Origin of the sequence: Candidatus Chlorohelix sp. (assembly GCF_037138995.1) — a bacterium.
In the GTDB taxonomy this organism is placed as follows: domain Bacteria; phylum Chloroflexota; class Chloroflexia; order Chloroheliales; family Chloroheliaceae; genus Chlorohelix.
Genome location: NZ_JBAXHI010000060.1, coordinates 1 through 15,276, shown reverse-complemented (window position 1 = coordinate 15,276; position 15,276 = coordinate 1). Strand labels below are relative to the sequence as shown.

The 15,276-nt window shown below is 46.5% G+C and carries 11 protein-coding genes, 1 tRNA gene and 2 pseudogenes; 8 read left to right on the top strand and 6 right to left on the bottom strand.

All coding sequences use genetic code 11. The annotated features are described in order from the left end of the window. Together WCK19_RS17160 and serB are read left to right on the top strand one after the other, a co-directional pair. Positions 1–219: pseudogene (locus tag WCK19_RS17160) on the top strand (hypothetical protein); the annotation flags it as partial. A 148-nt stretch (positions 220–367) separates the two neighbouring features. Further along, complete coding sequence (gene serB / locus WCK19_RS17155; protein WP_342398626.1) at positions 368–1,657, top strand: phosphoserine phosphatase SerB; 1,290 nt, start codon at positions 368–370, stop codon at positions 1,655–1,657. Between the two features lie 58 nt (positions 1,658–1,715). On the opposite strand, the gene pstB (WCK19_RS17150) is transcribed toward serB, so the two are convergent. From pstB (WCK19_RS17150) to WCK19_RS17125, 6 genes are all read right to left on the bottom strand, one after another. Continuing rightward, entirely contained in the window at positions 1,716–2,588 is an 873-nt protein-coding gene (pstB, locus tag WCK19_RS17150) for a phosphate ABC transporter ATP-binding protein PstB (RefSeq protein WP_342398625.1), read from the bottom strand. Between the two features lie 34 nt (positions 2,589–2,622). Beyond that, entirely contained in the window at positions 2,623–3,435 is an 813-nt protein-coding gene (gene pstB, locus WCK19_RS17145) for a phosphate ABC transporter ATP-binding protein PstB (protein WP_342398624.1), read from the bottom strand. A 125-nt stretch (positions 3,436–3,560) separates the two neighbouring features. Beyond that, positions 3,561–5,666 carry a phosphate ABC transporter permease subunit PstC gene (pstC, locus tag WCK19_RS17140; RefSeq protein WP_342398623.1) on the bottom strand — a complete coding sequence of 702 codons (2,106 nt, stop codon included), beginning with the start codon at positions 5,664–5,666 and terminating at the stop codon, positions 3,561–3,563. Positions 5,667–5,794: 128 nt separating this feature from the next. Beyond that, on the bottom strand, positions 5,795–7,054 hold the full coding sequence (gene pstS, locus WCK19_RS17135; protein ID WP_342398622.1) for a phosphate ABC transporter substrate-binding protein PstS: 1,260 nt from the start codon (positions 7,052–7,054) through the stop codon (positions 5,795–5,797). Positions 7,055–7,556: 502 nt separating this feature from the next. Continuing rightward, positions 7,557–9,998: an MMPL family transporter gene (locus tag WCK19_RS17130; RefSeq protein WP_342398621.1), complete on the bottom strand. Its 2,442-nt coding sequence runs from the start codon at positions 9,996–9,998 to the stop codon at positions 7,557–7,559. Between the two features lie 162 nt (positions 9,999–10,160). Next, complete coding sequence (locus tag WCK19_RS17125; protein WP_342398620.1) at positions 10,161–10,796, bottom strand: TetR/AcrR family transcriptional regulator; 636 nt, start codon at positions 10,794–10,796, stop codon at positions 10,161–10,163. Between the two features lie 215 nt (positions 10,797–11,011). On the opposite strand from WCK19_RS17125, the gene WCK19_RS17120 reads away from it, so the two are divergent. The 6 genes and pseudogenes from WCK19_RS17120 to WCK19_RS17095 form a co-directional block, all read left to right on the top strand. Continuing rightward, positions 11,012–11,082, top strand: a tRNA-Gln gene (locus WCK19_RS17120). A gap of 58 nt (positions 11,083–11,140) precedes the next feature. Continuing rightward, complete coding sequence (locus WCK19_RS17115; RefSeq protein ID WP_342398619.1) at positions 11,141–11,320, top strand: hypothetical protein; 180 nt, start codon at positions 11,141–11,143, stop codon at positions 11,318–11,320. Positions 11,321–11,793: 473 nt separating this feature from the next. Beyond that, positions 11,794–12,357 carry a ubiquinol-cytochrome c reductase iron-sulfur subunit gene (locus tag WCK19_RS17110; protein WP_342398618.1) on the top strand — a complete coding sequence of 188 codons (564 nt, stop codon included), beginning with the start codon at positions 11,794–11,796 and terminating at the stop codon, positions 12,355–12,357. Positions 12,358–12,432: 75 nt separating this feature from the next. Continuing rightward, positions 12,433–14,190: a cytochrome b N-terminal domain-containing protein gene (locus WCK19_RS17105; protein ID WP_342398617.1), complete on the top strand. Its 1,758-nt coding sequence runs from the start codon at positions 12,433–12,435 to the stop codon at positions 14,188–14,190. Positions 14,191–14,223: 33 nt separating this feature from the next. Further along, positions 14,224–14,579: pseudogene (gene tnpA, locus WCK19_RS17100) on the top strand (IS200/IS605 family transposase). Next, positions 14,580–15,276, top strand: a 697-nt coding sequence (locus tag WCK19_RS17095; RefSeq protein WP_342398616.1) for an RNA-guided endonuclease TnpB family protein, incomplete at its 3' end; no start/stop codon positions are given.

Genomic DNA, 15,276 nt, shown 5'->3' with positions numbered 1-15,276 from the left:
GCGGAAAATGACGCGCTGCTAGGTGTGACGCTGGTCGGTACGCGCTCCGGCGACCTAATCGGCGAAGCGGCTCTGGCAATCGAGATGGGCGCAACCCTGACCGACCTTGCCGAAACCCTGCACTGGCATCCCGGTTTGGGCGAAATGCTGCTGGAAGGAGCGGAAAGCGCGTTGGGGCAGGTGATTCACCAGCTTGAATTGAAAATCGCTGCCCGTTGACGGTTTTTTGCCTAGTCCGCGCTTGACCGTCTAACGCGCAACCTTTATGATTAATCGTGAAAAATCCGGGCGGTTCGGAATGCGCCCTAATCTAATACACTTTTATTAGCATCCCTTTTACAGTCATAATTGAGCAGAGCGCGGGCAAATGAGCGATACAACAATAGGCAGCAATAATAATACTACTACCGATGTTGAAGTAGGGAGATATATCGCTAGATGGTTGCTGACCATCACCGGGCGCGACAAACCCGGCGTTACCTCCTCGATATGCCAATTGCTAGACGAGGAAGGCGCGGATTTGCTGGACATCCAGCAAGTTACCATCCCACCGTTGCTGGTAATGGCGCTAGATGTCGGCTTGCCCAAGCGCAACGCCGAACTGCCCCGCAAAGAGCAACAGGCGTTGTTACACAAACTAGAGCGGTTGGCGGTTGAGCTAAACCTAACCATCAATCTACAGCCCTTCAACCCGGCGCATGTTACGAACAGCGACAATCTGTACGCCGTTACTTGCCTTGCTCCCATTATCAAGCCCCATGCCCTGCAAGCCATCACCGGAGCATTGGCGCAGATGGGCGCAAACATCACCCGCATTTCTCGTCTGACCGAACACCAGCTAAAAGCAATCGAGCTAACCGTTTACGCGCCCAAAGGTCTGGGACAGGCGCAGCTAAAACAGGCGCTTTTTGCCGTCAGCAATGCCGTACAGGTTGATATTGCGGTACAGCCCGAAAGCCTTTACCGCCGCAGCAAGCGCCTGATTGTGATGGACGTGGATTCAACCCTCATCCAGAACGAAGTAATTGATGAGATTGCGAAAATAGCCGGAGTGGAAGAACAGGTTGCCGCCATTACGCTTGAAGCGATGGAGGGCAAGCTCGATTTCGTGGGCGCGTTGCACAAGCGCGTGGCGTTGCTGACAGGTTTACCCGCTGACCGCTTGCAGGAAGTGTTCAAGGTGATTCGCTTCACCCCCGGCGCAGAGCGCCTCATTAAGGTTTTGAAATTACTCGGCTATAAAACCGCCATCGTCAGCGGCGGCTTCACCTTTGTAACCGACATCCTTAAGGAACGGCTGCGGTTGGATTACGCTTTCGCCAACACCCTTGAGATTGAGGACGGCAAGCTGACCGGGCGAGTGACCGGCGCAATTGTAGATAGGCAAGCTAAGGCGCGTTTGCTAAAAGAAGTAGCGGCAAAAGAAGAAATCGAATTAGCGCAAACGTTAGCGGTGGGAGATGGCGCGAACGACCTGCTAATGCTAGAAACGGCGGGCGTAGGCGTAGCGTTCAACGCCAAACCAATTGTGCGCGAAGCCGCCGACCTCTCCATCAACCAGCCCAGCCTAGATGTGTTGCTCTACCTCATCGGCATCCACGAACACGAAATTGCCGCTTTCGATAAACAGAACTCACGCCCGGAACATTTTATGTAAAAAAAATTCCCCTCTTCTGGAATCGAAAGAAGGGAAAAGAGTTAAGCTAAATCTAGTTCTAGCCGAAGCGCCCCGTAATATATTGCTCGGTCTTCTCATGCTGAGGATTGGTGAAAATATCTTGGGTTTTTCCAAACTCAACAATTTCTCCAGCGCGAGAAGGAGACATTACGAACACCATTGTATAATCGCTGGCACGTGCCGCCTGTTGCATATTGTGGGTAACAATCACGATTGTATATTTGCGGCGCAAGTCAATCATCAATTCTTCGATTTTGATGGTGGAAATCGGGTCAAGCGCAGAAGCGGGTTCATCCATTAAAATTACTTCCGGCTCAACTGAGATTGAACGAGCAATGCACAAACGCTGCTGCTGCCCACCGCTAAGCGCTAATGCAGATTTATGTAAAGAATCTTTTACCTCATCCCACAACGCGGCTTGCCGTAAGCAACGCTCTACCAGTTCATCCATCTCCGCTTTTTTCTTATGAGTGCCGTGCATTCGAGGACCATAAGCGATATTGTCATAGATGGTTTTAGGAAATGGATTAGGCTTCTGGAAAACCATACCTACACGCTTGCGTAAAGCAACAACATTCAGGTCGGAGGAGAAAATGTCAATTCCATCAAGACGGATTTCACCCGTATGCCATGAACCCGGTGTCATATCGCTCATGCGATTAAGCAAGCGTAAGAAGGTAGTCTTACCACTGCCGCTAGGTCCTATAATGGCAGTGATGCGTCGAGAGGGAATATGCACATTCAGATTATGCAGAGCCTGAAAATTACCGTAATTGAAATTAAGGCTTGCGACTTCGAATTTGGTCTGTAATCCAGTAGCGCTTTCCTCAGCCGCTTCAGCCGCGATTCCGGTAACTACTGTGTTGATTTTTATGCCCGTGCTAATTTGCCCCACTAGGCTGTCAGACATACACACTCCTTGATTTACTTTTTCATTTTCGATTTTAACCGAAGCGCCCACTGATATATCTTTCTGTACGCTCATCTCTAGGGTTTGTAAATACCTTTTTGGTTTCAGCGTATTCTACAAGCTCGCCAATGCGTTCTTCGCCTGCAAGCATAAAAGCAGTCTTGTCACTAACGCGAGCTGCCTGCTGCATATTGTGAGTAACAATCACAATGGTATAACTCTTTTTCAACTCCAGCATTAATTCTTCAACACGAAGAGTCGAAAGAGGGTCTAGAGCAGCGCAAGGTTCATCCATAAGAATTACTTCAGGCTCCACCGCGACTGTACGTGCAATACAGAGACGTTGTTGTTGACCACCGCTAAGAGAAGTACCGGGTTGATCAAGTTTGTCCTTGACTTCATCCCACAAAAAGGCGCGGCGAAGACAGTCTTCGGCTATTGCATCGAGCTTTTTCTGATTGCTTTCTCCAACTACCTTCAAACCTGAAATAACATTGTCGCGAATTGAAAGGGAAGGGAAGGGGTTAGGGCGTTGCCACACCATACCTATATTCTGGCGCACCAAGGCAGCATCAAAGCCTTTTTCATTTATATCCCGGTCATCCAGCATGATTTTGCCTTCAACCCGCGCTCCGGGGATGGTTTCAATCATACGGTTCAGGCTGCGTAGAAGGGTGGTTTTCCCGCAACCGCTCGGTCCGATAAAAGCAGTGATTTTGTTTGCTTCAATTTGCAAATTTACATTACGGACAGCCTGCTTTTTTCCGTAAAATATATTTACTTTTTGGATGTCAATGCCTTGTCCCTTACGGTTAACGCCGTTTAATATGGGGGCTTCAGCGCTCATTAGTGCTATTCCTTTGTTATATCTACAATGCTATTATACAGTTACAATGCTATGGTAGTAAAGCTCAAGCTACAAAATTTAATGTGATTTATAAATGTAGCGCATTACTTTGCAGAGCATACCACCTAGTTGGAAAGGCGCGTGCCTAGCTTGTTTCTGGTCAAGTAGCGCACACCCAAAGTTAAAACCATAATCATCAAAACGAGCATAAATGCCGCGCCCCAAAGCCTATCAATTTCTTCCGGTTTATTGGCATTTTGCTGCAAGAAGATATACAAGGTTACAGCGGGATATTGCTGCTGTAGCGAGTCAGGTAAGTAACTATTACCACGCGCAGTTAGCAATAACGGGGCGGTTTCGCCGGCAATACGCGCCAGACCTAAGATTATGCCCGTCATCACACCGCTGAAAGCTGCTGGTATAATCACCGTAACTACCGCACGCCAACGAGGAATACCCAATGCCAATGCCGCTTCTCTGATATTATTGGGAACAAGCTTGAGTATTTCCTCCGTATTGCGAGTAATAATCGGTACAATCATTATACCTAGAGCAACACTAGCAGCTATTCCATTATATGGGCTGGTCAAGCTAGGGTCACTAAACCAACGCGCTTGAACCACAATTGTATATACCACAATACCCATAATTATACTGGGAATACCCTGTAATACGTCTGCGGTATAGCGCACCAGACTTGCGAAACGCCCTCTACCAAATTCGGCAAGGTATATACCTGCAAGGATACCAATCGGTATGCCGATTACCGCGCCCAATCCGGTCATAATCAAAGTGCCTAAAATGGCATGACCTATGCCGTAAGGAGCAATACGCTGATTACCTAGCAAAAAGCCATCCTGAAAAACTATAGGTAAGCCTTTGACCGTAACTAGTATCAAAATACTAGCGAGCGGGATAATGGCAATAATTGCTGCGAGGGAAATCAGCACAGTCATTATTTTGTCGCTGTTTTTGCGGAAGCCATACGATTTGTTCGGATTTCCTATCAAGGCTAAGAGGTGTGGAAAAGGCTTGCCTTCAGTAGCAGCTCGAACTTCTAGAAACCGTAGCGCTTTTACAATTGCCCAGATTGCTACAATAATTAAGGAAACTGCCAAGGATAAGTATATTGAGAGTACCATTATGGTTAGAGGGAAAAAGAAAATCCCAAACCACTTACCAAGCTGTCTAAATGCTTTCGATACAGCGTTTTGGTTTGTAGAAGGGCGGCGTATTACCTGACTACCTACCATTGCCCGCGCAATCATATTAACAACCAGCGTTATCACAAAGAGGGTAAAACCTAACTGTATGATAGCAGATTGGGTATTTTTGGTTATTTCACCATAGCTATTGGAAATTTTGGCGGGGAGTGTTTCGCTGCTATAAAAGATTGAAGAATTTGGTCCGATGTAACTACTAGCTCCGCCGATTAGGTAAGCTACTGCCACCGTTTCACCGATAGCGCGTCCTAACCCTAATATCAAAGCGCCGATAATCCCGCCTTTACCATAGGGCAATACTGCCTTCGTAATAGCCTGCCATCTGGTAGCGCCCATTGCCAGCATTCCCTCGCGCTGGCTATCAGGAACGGTACGTAACACGTCACGAGCAATGGAAGTTACAATCGGGATAATCATAATCGAAAGGATTAACCCGGCACAGAAAATATCACGCCCACTAAAGGAAACGTTTACATCTTTACCAAAGGTGTTGGTAACCTTATCACCAAACATTGGTAAGAAACCGAAAACCTTGCTTAAAAACCTTTCAACCCCATCCTGCCCACCTAAAATCGGTGACAAAATTTGCACACCCCAGAAACCATAGATAATACTGGGAATAGCTGCCAGTAATTCAATCATAAAGGCGATAGGGGTACGAAGCCACGGAGGAGCATATTCTGCCAGAAATATAGCCGAACCAATACTGATTGCGCCACCGATTATCAATGCGATAACCGAAGTAACTATCGAAGCGTAAATAAAGTTCAATGAGCCAAATATATAGGTGTCGTTGGTTACAGACCACTCGATAGTCGTATAGTAGCTGATACCGTTCTTTATTATGGAATCCCATGAACCGGTCAAGAGATTCACGGCAAAGATAATAACTAAAGAAATTACAAGCAGCGCAAAAAATACAGTTATTATGACGAATACATTATCCCCGGGATTTGAAATAAATGAAGAATTTTTCTTTCTAGGATTAGGAGGGGCTTCAACTGACATTTATTTATAACTCTCCTCAATAACGAGAACGGTATTTAAAATTTAGGTGAGCTAATTTAGTAGTTAGCATAGAAACCAAAAGATAGGGAGCAGGTATAAGCGCCTGTCCCTACCTTTTAGTATTCAAATTACTTGAGAACCGGAGTACCGCCGGAAGTCACGGTCAGTAAAGTTGCGCGAACTTTATCCTGAACCGCAGTCGGCAACGGAGCGTAACCAAGTTTCTTAGCAGCTTCAATCGGGGCGCTATCCTGAGTAGCCCACCACAAGAAGCGAAGCAGAGCATCGGCTTTATCTTTGGTAGCAATTTCTACAGGGATAATAATCCAAGTGGTCGAGGCAATAGGATACGCTTTTGCATCGGCACTTTGGGTTACCTTCAGCTTCAGGTTAGCCGGTACGCTACCACCAAGTGCGGCAGCGCTAATCGCTTCCACGCTGGCGTTTACATAGTTACCAGCAGGGTTCTTGATTAAAGCGTAAGGAATATTGTTAGCCTGAGCATAGGAAGATTCGATATAACCGAGGGTACCTTTGGTCTGTTTGATTAGCCCGGTTACACCGTCGTTCTTAGGAGCTTTTACCGGGTTAAGACCAGCGGCTTCCCACTTAGGGGTACTGCCAGCAGCGTTCAAAGCCTTGAAATCCGGGCTAACTTCTGCCAACCAGTTAGAGAAAACAGAAGAAGTACCGGAGTCATCTTGGCGAACAGCAAGGGTAATATCCAAAGCAGGTAAGGTTACGCCAGCGTTTTCAGCAGCAATCTTTGCATCGTTCCACTTGGTAACTTTGCCAGTGTAGATAGCGCCGATAGTTTCAGGGCTGAGTTTCAGGGTGGTTACGCCATCGAGGTTATAAGCCAACACTACCGCGCCGAGGGTCATTGGAATGGTAAGAATCGGCTTCTTGTAGTCAGCGATTTCAGCATCGGTGGGATAGCCATCGGAACCGGCAAAATCGGTTTCACCGGCGAAGAAGCTCTTGCGACCAGCTCCGCTACCAACACCAGTGTAAGTTAATTTTACGCTGGGATTAACAGCTACGAAGTCTTTGAGCCATTGTTGATAGGTCGGATCAGGAAAAGTAGCGCCAGATCCGGTCAAAGTGACGCTCGCGGTAACTTTATAGCCACCGGGAGGAGTTACAGAAGCAGCAGCAGTACCTGCCGCAGTAGTGGTAGCAGCAGCGGCGGTAGTAGCTGCCGCAGTGGTGCCTGCCGCAGTAGTAGCAGCAGCGGCGGTGGTACCCGCAGCAGTGGTAGCTGCTTTGGTAGTGGTAGCTGCCGCAGTAGTGGCAGGAACGGTGGTAGCAGTATTATCACCGCAAGCCACCAACACCAACGCCAGCAGCATAGTAAGCGCCAGCGCTACTAAAAATTTCGGGTTCAACGATTTGGTTCTCTTAAACAAGTGATCTTCCCTCCTTGAAAGGAAACTTGGATTTCATTAAAACAGAGATGATTTATCCCTGCACAATATGCCGGTAAAGCAAAATTGGCACCGGTAATTATTGCTAAAAAAACACTTCGAGCAGTATTTCACAATCTTATTATCTATACTACTTTAGATTTATAAAGGAGTCTTTAACAAATTGTTATTGATAACGTCAAATTTGTTAACAAGATATTAACAACGCTTCTGCCTTTTTTGGCATTAAATTTGCTACCGAACACATTTAGAAGACCTCCAAAAAAGGTAGCCTATCTAAACAAGTGAGGTAGAAAAGATATAATAGAAACGAGCTAAAAAACCCACTCGTTTGAGCAAGTGTACTGTTCGCCCGATGTAGCGCCCTTTCAAAGTAAAATAAAACTGTAGAAACATAACCTCCCTTTTCCTTGCTTGGAAAGGGGAGGTTTTTGTTTGGGTAGCGATTGCCAAGAAGGTTGGTTTATTTCAGTGAAGCTGTACTAATATTCTCAACTCTATCTTCCTCTTCCTCAAAATCGCCTTCCTCAACCTCTCCTTCAATAGACAGGTTAGGTAAGCTCTTATCGAGCCAGTTCGGTATCCACCAAGCTGCTTTTCCCAAGAGGCTCATTAGCGCCGGAACCAATGTCATCCGCACGATAAAAGCATCCACAAAAATACCCACTGCTAGGCTAACTCCAAACAGTCTGATATTAGTGTCAGCGCTACCGGCAAAGCCCCCGAATACGGCGACCATAATTGCGGCGGCTGCCGTAACTACTTTCGCACCCAAGCTAAAACCAGAAACCACTGCCCGTCTGGCGTTGCCAGTCTTATAATAAACTTCATGCATGCTTGAAACTAGGAAAAACTCATAATCCATCGCCAAACCAAACAAAATGCCGATGCCGATGATTGGTATAAAGCTGATGATAGGTCCCGGCGAAACAAGTCCAAACCATCCCCATTGAAAAACAGCTACCGTAGAACCAAACATTGCCATTACCGATAACAGGAATCCTAACGTAGCTTTGAGCGGTACAAGGATTGAACGAAAAGCAATCAAGAGCAGCACTAGGGAAAGCCCTACCACTACAATCAGATAGATTGGTAGCGCATCTGACAGTTTATTACTAATATCGTCTTGCAAGGCGGTATAACCTGTAACTCCCAGCTTTACCGTAGGGTTGCCACTTGCCTCAGACTGCTTGCTACGGATATAAGTGATTAAATCCGAGGTCTTCCGGTCAGAAGGCGCACTATCCGGTATTATCTGAATAAGACCACTACTACCATCGGCAGTTACAATAGCTGGGGTCGCCATTTTTACGTCAGCGATTTTACCTAACTGGGTTGCGATTTTAGATAGCTGTGCCAAACTTGAATACTGGGCTATCTGCGCCTCAAGCTGGGCTTGGGCAGTTTGTTGCTGCTTTTGACCATCAGCTTGAGCCGCTGCTATATCTTGCTGTAGTTTAGCTTGTAATTCTGGAGTAGTAGCCTCAGCAGCTTGCTTATCAAATTTAGCCTTTTGCGCCTGACTAGCAGCATCCAACTGTTTCTGGTACTCGGCAGTCACAGCACTTCGCACAGCAGCCCGGTCGGACTCGGTCACTGGAGGAACATTTTCTGCCAGAACGACAAGTGGTGCATTGTAACCTACGCCAAAAGCGTTTGCTAACAAGTCGTAAGCCTTTCGCTGGGTGGTAGAAGGGGCGGAATATTGGTCATTAGGAAGACCCAAGGTGATGGCAGTAACTGGGAAAGCCAGCAGCCCAACTATAATTAGGCTAAACCCGATGGCGAGAATTGGATGTCTGGTAATTTTCTCGCCCCACTTGTACCAGAAGGTATGGTGGCTGATGGTATGATGTTTTTCTATACCCTTTTCTTGGGCGGCGGCTATTTTTTCGGCGGTCTTACGCCCAAATATTTTTGTGCCAGCAATGCCGAGAATAGCTGGAGTCAGGGTCACAGAAAGAAATGCCGCTACCGCAATAGAAGCTGCTCCGGCTAGACCCATAGTGGTCATAAAGGGGATGTTAACCACACTCAAAGCCGCGAGGGCGATAATAACCGTACTAGCGGCAAAAATTACCGCGTTACCGGCGGTGCCGATTGCCCGACCAGCGGCTTTATTATAGCTGTAACCTTCCAATAAGAGAGTACGGTATTTTGAAACGATAAAGAGCGAATAGTCTATACCTACAGCCAAGCCAAGCATCGAACCCAAAGCTGGAGTAGTAGCGGTAATGTCAAAAAGTTGGCTGCATGAATAAAGCCCGGCTATGCTTATAGCCACACCCGTTATTGCAATCAACAGTGGCATACCGGCTGAAACGGTAGCGCCAAAGGTCATAAGCAATACCACTAGAGCTATTACCAAACCCATTATTTCGGACAAACCAAATAATTCTTCGGGTTGTTGACTGATAAGATTTCCGGCTCGTTCGACCTCTAGCTCAGGAGAGTTGAGTCTATTTGCAATACCGGCAAGTTCTGCGAGAGTAGCCTTGTCTATCTGACCGGTGCCTTTTTCAAACTGCACTATGGCATAAGCCGTTTTACCGTCCGCAGACATCGCCATGGGGTTGATAAATGGGCTGACCACGTTCACCACACCCAGCACTCCTTTAACTTTGGAAAGAGCGGGATCAATCACACCCTGAAAATCACTTACCGATTTATCGGTAGTATGAAAGACAATCTGACCGGAACCGTTACCTGTGCCGGGAAACAACTGACCCACACGATCAATCGTAACCTGAGCCTGAGTACCCGGAATGGTAATGCCACTGGATGCTGGTTTGTAGAAGGTAGCCGCCCCGCTCCCTACCACCCCTAACACCAATAGCCAAAAACCAACCACCCACCATTTCTTTCTAAACAAGAAAGAACCTGACTTATCTAAGAAATTACCCAATTGTTTTCTCCTTGGAAATAAGTTTGCTAATTCTTTTTTATCAAGTATTCAACCTACTCTTAGGTAGGCAAAAAAGGCAAAAAAAAACACTAGATTTTTTTCTAGGCTACAAGCCTAGCTCTATACGTAAAAAACTATTATGGTAAAAAAGGAACCCTGATTTTAAGAACTGGAGGATACGGGTACTATCAGTCCAGTCATCCAGAGATTAAATATCTTATCGATCAGTACCTCTAGTTCGAAAGTGTTTGCATTATGTCCAAGTTCAGGAAATAGTTCCCTAGCAGTAATCATACTTTCAACCTGGTCAAAGATAGCAAAAAAGCTGTGCATTGCTATTTCTAGCTCTACCTCCCGGATTTCACCTTTTTCCATACCTTCCTTAAAGACTTGTGAAAGCAAATCGAAGACTTTCTCATAACTTTGCTTAACCGCTGTTTTTACCTCTTCACCTAGATGCCAAAGTTCGTACAGAAATATCCGTTTGTTTTCAGTTATGGAGTAGTAAGGTGCGCTTCCAAAAATATTTCTAAGCCGACTACGGGTATCGTGACCAGCTCGAATTGCGTTTTCCCATACGTTAATCATTTCATCGACCAGAATATTTAAGGTTTCTACTAGTAACTGTTCCTTTCCACCGGGGAAATGGTAGTAAAGAGTGGGTCGTTTAAGACCAAGCACCTCGGCAATCTTATCCATACTGAGTTGGTTGTAACCGCCCATCTGGTAAAGATGCTGGGCTTCCTTGATAATGCGTTTTCTGGTATCGTTTGTCCTTAAATCTACTTTGATTAACATAGTATGTCACTTACCATCTAACAGAATCTAGATTAGTTTACCTACATGTAAGTAGAGGAATTGTAGCAGCATTTTTCACCTGCGTCAATAGATAAATATTAGACTTCAGGGATGCCTCAAGAGATTTTGCCAGAACCCACTCAGGCGCCAAGAAGCATTGAATTGAATTTGACAACAAACTGAGTTTGTGCTAATTTATAGCCTGCCAAAAACATTGGGGTATCGTCTAACGGTAGGACAGCTGACTCTGAATCAGTAAGTTGGGGTTCGAATCCCTGTACCCCAGTCTAAAATGGCTAGTCTGAGTTCACATCTGCCCCGATCTCCGCCAACAGAAGACTAAAATGACCACCTCAAAAGCTGATAAACCAGCTGATTCGGAAAATTCACACCTTTCTGTAGTTTCTCTTAACCGCCAAAATTGCCCATTCCGCCGTCTCATTGATGAATGGATAATACCTGTAGCGCTGAAAGACTCTACCCCAAAACCCGTAATGGCTATCTTTCTACAATTTGGTAAATGAGGATTACATAGAGACTAGAAGTGCGTGTGCTATCAAGGGCTATGCGTTTGGAAATAGATACCAGCTTTGAGACGGTTGCTTTAGCCTTCATGAAAAGTTGGAACTAAACGCATAATCCCTGGCGTGCTATCAGGGTACGTTGCAGCCTTTCTCAAAAAATGATATTATGTGAATTAATTTACTATGCATTATTAACACAATAGACTCTAGCATCGCAAAGGTATAACTTGCCCGTTTCTAACCATGAGTATTATAATTTATACAATATTGACAAAAAACCCTTACAAGGGGTATGCTAACTTGTCGCAAGTTTGCTACTGCTGCAATTTCAGCCTGTCTAACTGTGTAATTACCTACCGAGTGCGGGTGTGCGCCGAACCGAATCTGTTTTTTGCAGTTTCTAGGTTCTTGACACCTGACATACGGTTTCGCTCAACCCATAAAATTTACAGTTTACTACGGGGAGACCACAAATGGCTCTGACGCAAGACAAAAAAATAATGGATCTAGATACCGCGGAAAGCGACCCAACCCCATCTCGCCGCACTTTTCTGCGCTGGGGTATTTACGCGGTGGGGGCTGGGGTAACTGCGGTAATTGCAGTACCAGCAGTGGGTTACTTCATTGCTCCGGCTACCTCTTCCGAAAGCGCAGATGTGTTCGTGTCGGTGGGTAAAGTGGCAGATTTTGCCAACCAACTGGACATCAAAGAGAAATTGCTGAGAGATGTGGCATACACCGATTCATTCAAGCCTGCCACTATCAATCGCAAGGTGTTTATTCGCGCTATTAAAGCTAATGCTTCCGTCGCGGATGATTTTCTGGTGCTAAGCTCGATTTGTACACATGCAGGTTGTAGCGTGGGCTATAGGGCTGCTCAGAAAGACCTGTATTGCGGATGTCACGGTAGCCAATTTGACAAAGACGGCATCCGAACCGCAGGACCCGCTCCCCGCCCGCTAGATAAGTATGCTGTCACCATCAAAAATGGCGAAATAATGATTAATGTCTTCAAGAGTGTCGAGCGCAAAGCATAATCACGTGGGTTGTCTGTTAACTGCTCAAAACAACTCGCATTACACACAGCTATAGGCTAGAAGGAAAGATTGGCAATGGCAAACCGAGTCTATGAATGGGTAGACGAGCGTACCGGTATAAAGCCCGCCGTTGATTACGTGCTTTACCGCCGCATCCCCAAAAGTGTAAATTGGTGGTTTACCTTAGGTAGCGCCAGCTTAACAGTTTTCCTGATTCAAGCTGTTTCTGGTATCTTTCTCGGAATGGGTTATACTCCTTCCACCGCGCCAGTCGTGCGCCCAGATGGTCTTCTAAGCAACGAAGCACTGGAAAGCGTGCGCCACATCACCAACAACGTTCCTTTCGGGGATTGGGTGCGAGGTTTCCACCGTTGGGGCGCAAACATGATGGTCATTATTGTAATGCTCCACATGGTACGAGTCTTCTTCATGGGTTCTTACAAATATCCTCGTGAACTAACTTGGTTCATCGGTGTTGGTATCCTCTTAATGGTTCTAGGCTTTTCCTTCACGGGATACCTACTACCTTGGGATAACCGCGCTTATTGGGCTACCCAAGTGGGCGTTAAAATCGGAGGCTCTGCCCCTATCCTAGGACCCGCTGTTGAAACCATCTTGAAAGGTGGTCCTTCCCTTGGTGCAGCCACCCTTACCAGATTCTACGCCTTACACGTCTTGCTCCTACCGATGTTGACAGCGTTGCTGATAGGGGTACATATGTTCCTTGTAATCAAAATCGGCATCAGCGGTCAGCCTACCCTCAAGGAAAAACCCAATGATAGCTTGTTTGATACTACCAATGTAAAGAAGAAAAAAGCCGGACGCGCCTTCTTCCCTTACATCATCTTCAAGGATGCGGTAGCATCGGTGGCTGTCATCGGCTTGATTGTGCTTGCCACTATCTTCTGGCCCCTTGAGAACTCAAACCCGGTAGATCCTAATAACCCCTTCAGCACCCTTGAAGGAGCATCCAGCACAGTTTATCAAACCAGCGCAGGTGTGAGGGTTGAGCAGGACTTAGCTCCCGATGGCACTCCCTTTTTGGATGCAAAAACCAGCCAGCCTTTATATGTTGACCTCAAAGGCAACAACGTTAACCTGACAGCCGCTGAAATCACCAGCCTCAAACCGGTTCAAATGGCTCCCCAACCGGAATGGTACTTCTTGTTCCTATTCCAGTTCTTGAAAATATTCCCGCCCGAAGTAAATCTGGGATTGTTTACGATAACCGGAGAGGCGATAGGCGGTATAGTCGTTCCGACAATATTGGTGCTGCTATTGTTATTAGCTCCGGTACTCGACCGTGGCTCTAAGCGCAGCCCATTAAGTCGCCCTATCGCTTCATTGTCCATGTTGGCTTTCCTAATTGCCTGCGTGGTTCTTACAGTGCTGGCAATTAACGACCTGAATGCTGCGGTGGCAGCACCTACTCCTACTACAACCGCAACTACTACACCAACGGCTACAACTGCGACGGGTGGTGCAACTGCTACTACTGCAGCTGGGGGCGGTACAACCGCGACTACTGCGGCAGGTGGCACTACTGCTACTACTGCGGCAGGTGGTACAGCAGCGGGAGTAACTGGTGATGCAACAAAAGGCGCGGCATTGTTCCGCACCGTTTGCCAAGGCTGCCATGCCAATATGGGTAAAGCAACTGGAACAGCCGGACAGCCCAATCTTACCAATAGCGCAAATGCGGGTGACCCAGTTTACGTGCGTAACAATATACGCACTGGTAAAAATCTAATGCCTGCGTTTGATTCAAGCACCATTACCGATGCTGAAGTTGAAAATCTGGTAGCTTACATCGCATCTATAAGAGTGAAATAAGCTTATCGGTAAAAGTTTTGAGCCTCTCATTGATTGGGAGGCTCTTTTTTTATTGCAAATGATTTTAAGCTCTGCTATCATTACAATTGTGTCCGAAAATTATAAAAAGCGCCGTAAAACCACGCGGCTTTAGCCGCTACGGATGGGAAATCATTGAACTGGCTATCAATCCAGACCATGTTCACCTCTTTGTAAGAGCCTTTCCCACAAATAGCGCGGCTGATATTGTGGGGAAAATCAAGGGTAGAAGCTCTCACGCTTTGAGAGCAAAATACCCGGAACTCTTGAAACTGCCTAGCCTGTGGACTGGAAGCTACTTTGCCTCTACAGCCGGTGCGGTATCGGCTGAAACCATCCGCAAATATATTGAAGCTCAAAAAGGTATTTAGATGCTTACCCGCAAAGCCTACAAGTACAGACTCTTCCCAACCAAAACTCAAGCTACCGCTCTTGAGCAAACATTGAGGTTGTGTCCGGTTGTAGGTATAGATGTAGGGCTGGAACACTTCGCTAACCTGTCCACTGGTGAGCAAGTAACCAATCCCCGATTTTTCAGGAAGTCCGAAAAGCGGTTGGCTAAAGCTCAAAAACGGCTGGCGAAAATCCCCAAGAATAGCCCCATGAGGCGCAAGTTCAGGAAGCCGGTAAGTTTGGCTTTCCGCAAGGTTCGTAACCAGCGTCTTGATTTTGCTCATAAGCTCAGCCATAAAATTTCCAATACCTACAGCCTGATAGCTGTTGAAGATTTGCAGGTCAAGAACCTGTCAAAACGTGCCAAACCAAAAGAAGATGAAAGCAACCCAGGTCACTACTTGCCAAACGGGGCAAGCGCTAAAAGTGGCTTGAACAAATCCGTGAACGATGCGGGATGGTCACTCTTTTTGAACCTGCTTGAGTACAAAGTTGCAAACACTGGTTCCAAGCTGATAAGAGTTGACCCCCGATACACCTCGCAGATTTGCCCTGAATGTGGCGCGATAGCTAAGAAGGAACTTAGCGTTCGGTGGCACTCATGCCCTTGTGGGTGTGAGATGCACCGGGATACAGCCGCAGCTTTAGTAATACTTGCCAGAGGGCTATCTGGCA

Excerpts from the sequence above, each read along its gene's own strand:
- serB (WP_342398626.1), top strand. The coding sequence starts at position 368 with ATGAGCGATACAACAATAGGCAGCAATAATAATACTACTACCGATGTT.
- pstB (WP_342398625.1), bottom strand. The coding sequence starts at position 2,588 with ATGTCTGACAGCCTAGTGGGGCAAATTAGCACGGGCATAAAAATCAAC.
- pstB (WP_342398624.1), bottom strand. The coding sequence starts at position 3,435 with ATGAGCGCTGAAGCCCCCATATTAAACGGCGTTAACCGTAAGGGACAA.
- pstC (WP_342398623.1), bottom strand. The coding sequence starts at position 5,666 with ATGTCAGTTGAAGCCCCTCCTAATCCTAGAAAGAAAAATTCTTCATTT.
- WCK19_RS17125 (WP_342398620.1), bottom strand. The coding sequence starts at position 10,796 with ATGTTAATCAAAGTAGATTTAAGGACAAACGATACCAGAAAACGCATT.
- WCK19_RS17115 (WP_342398619.1), top strand. The coding sequence starts at position 11,141 with ATGACCACCTCAAAAGCTGATAAACCAGCTGATTCGGAAAATTCACAC.
- WCK19_RS17110 (WP_342398618.1), top strand. The coding sequence starts at position 11,794 with ATGGCTCTGACGCAAGACAAAAAAATAATGGATCTAGATACCGCGGAA.
- WCK19_RS17105 (WP_342398617.1), top strand. The coding sequence starts at position 12,433 with ATGGCAAACCGAGTCTATGAATGGGTAGACGAGCGTACCGGTATAAAG.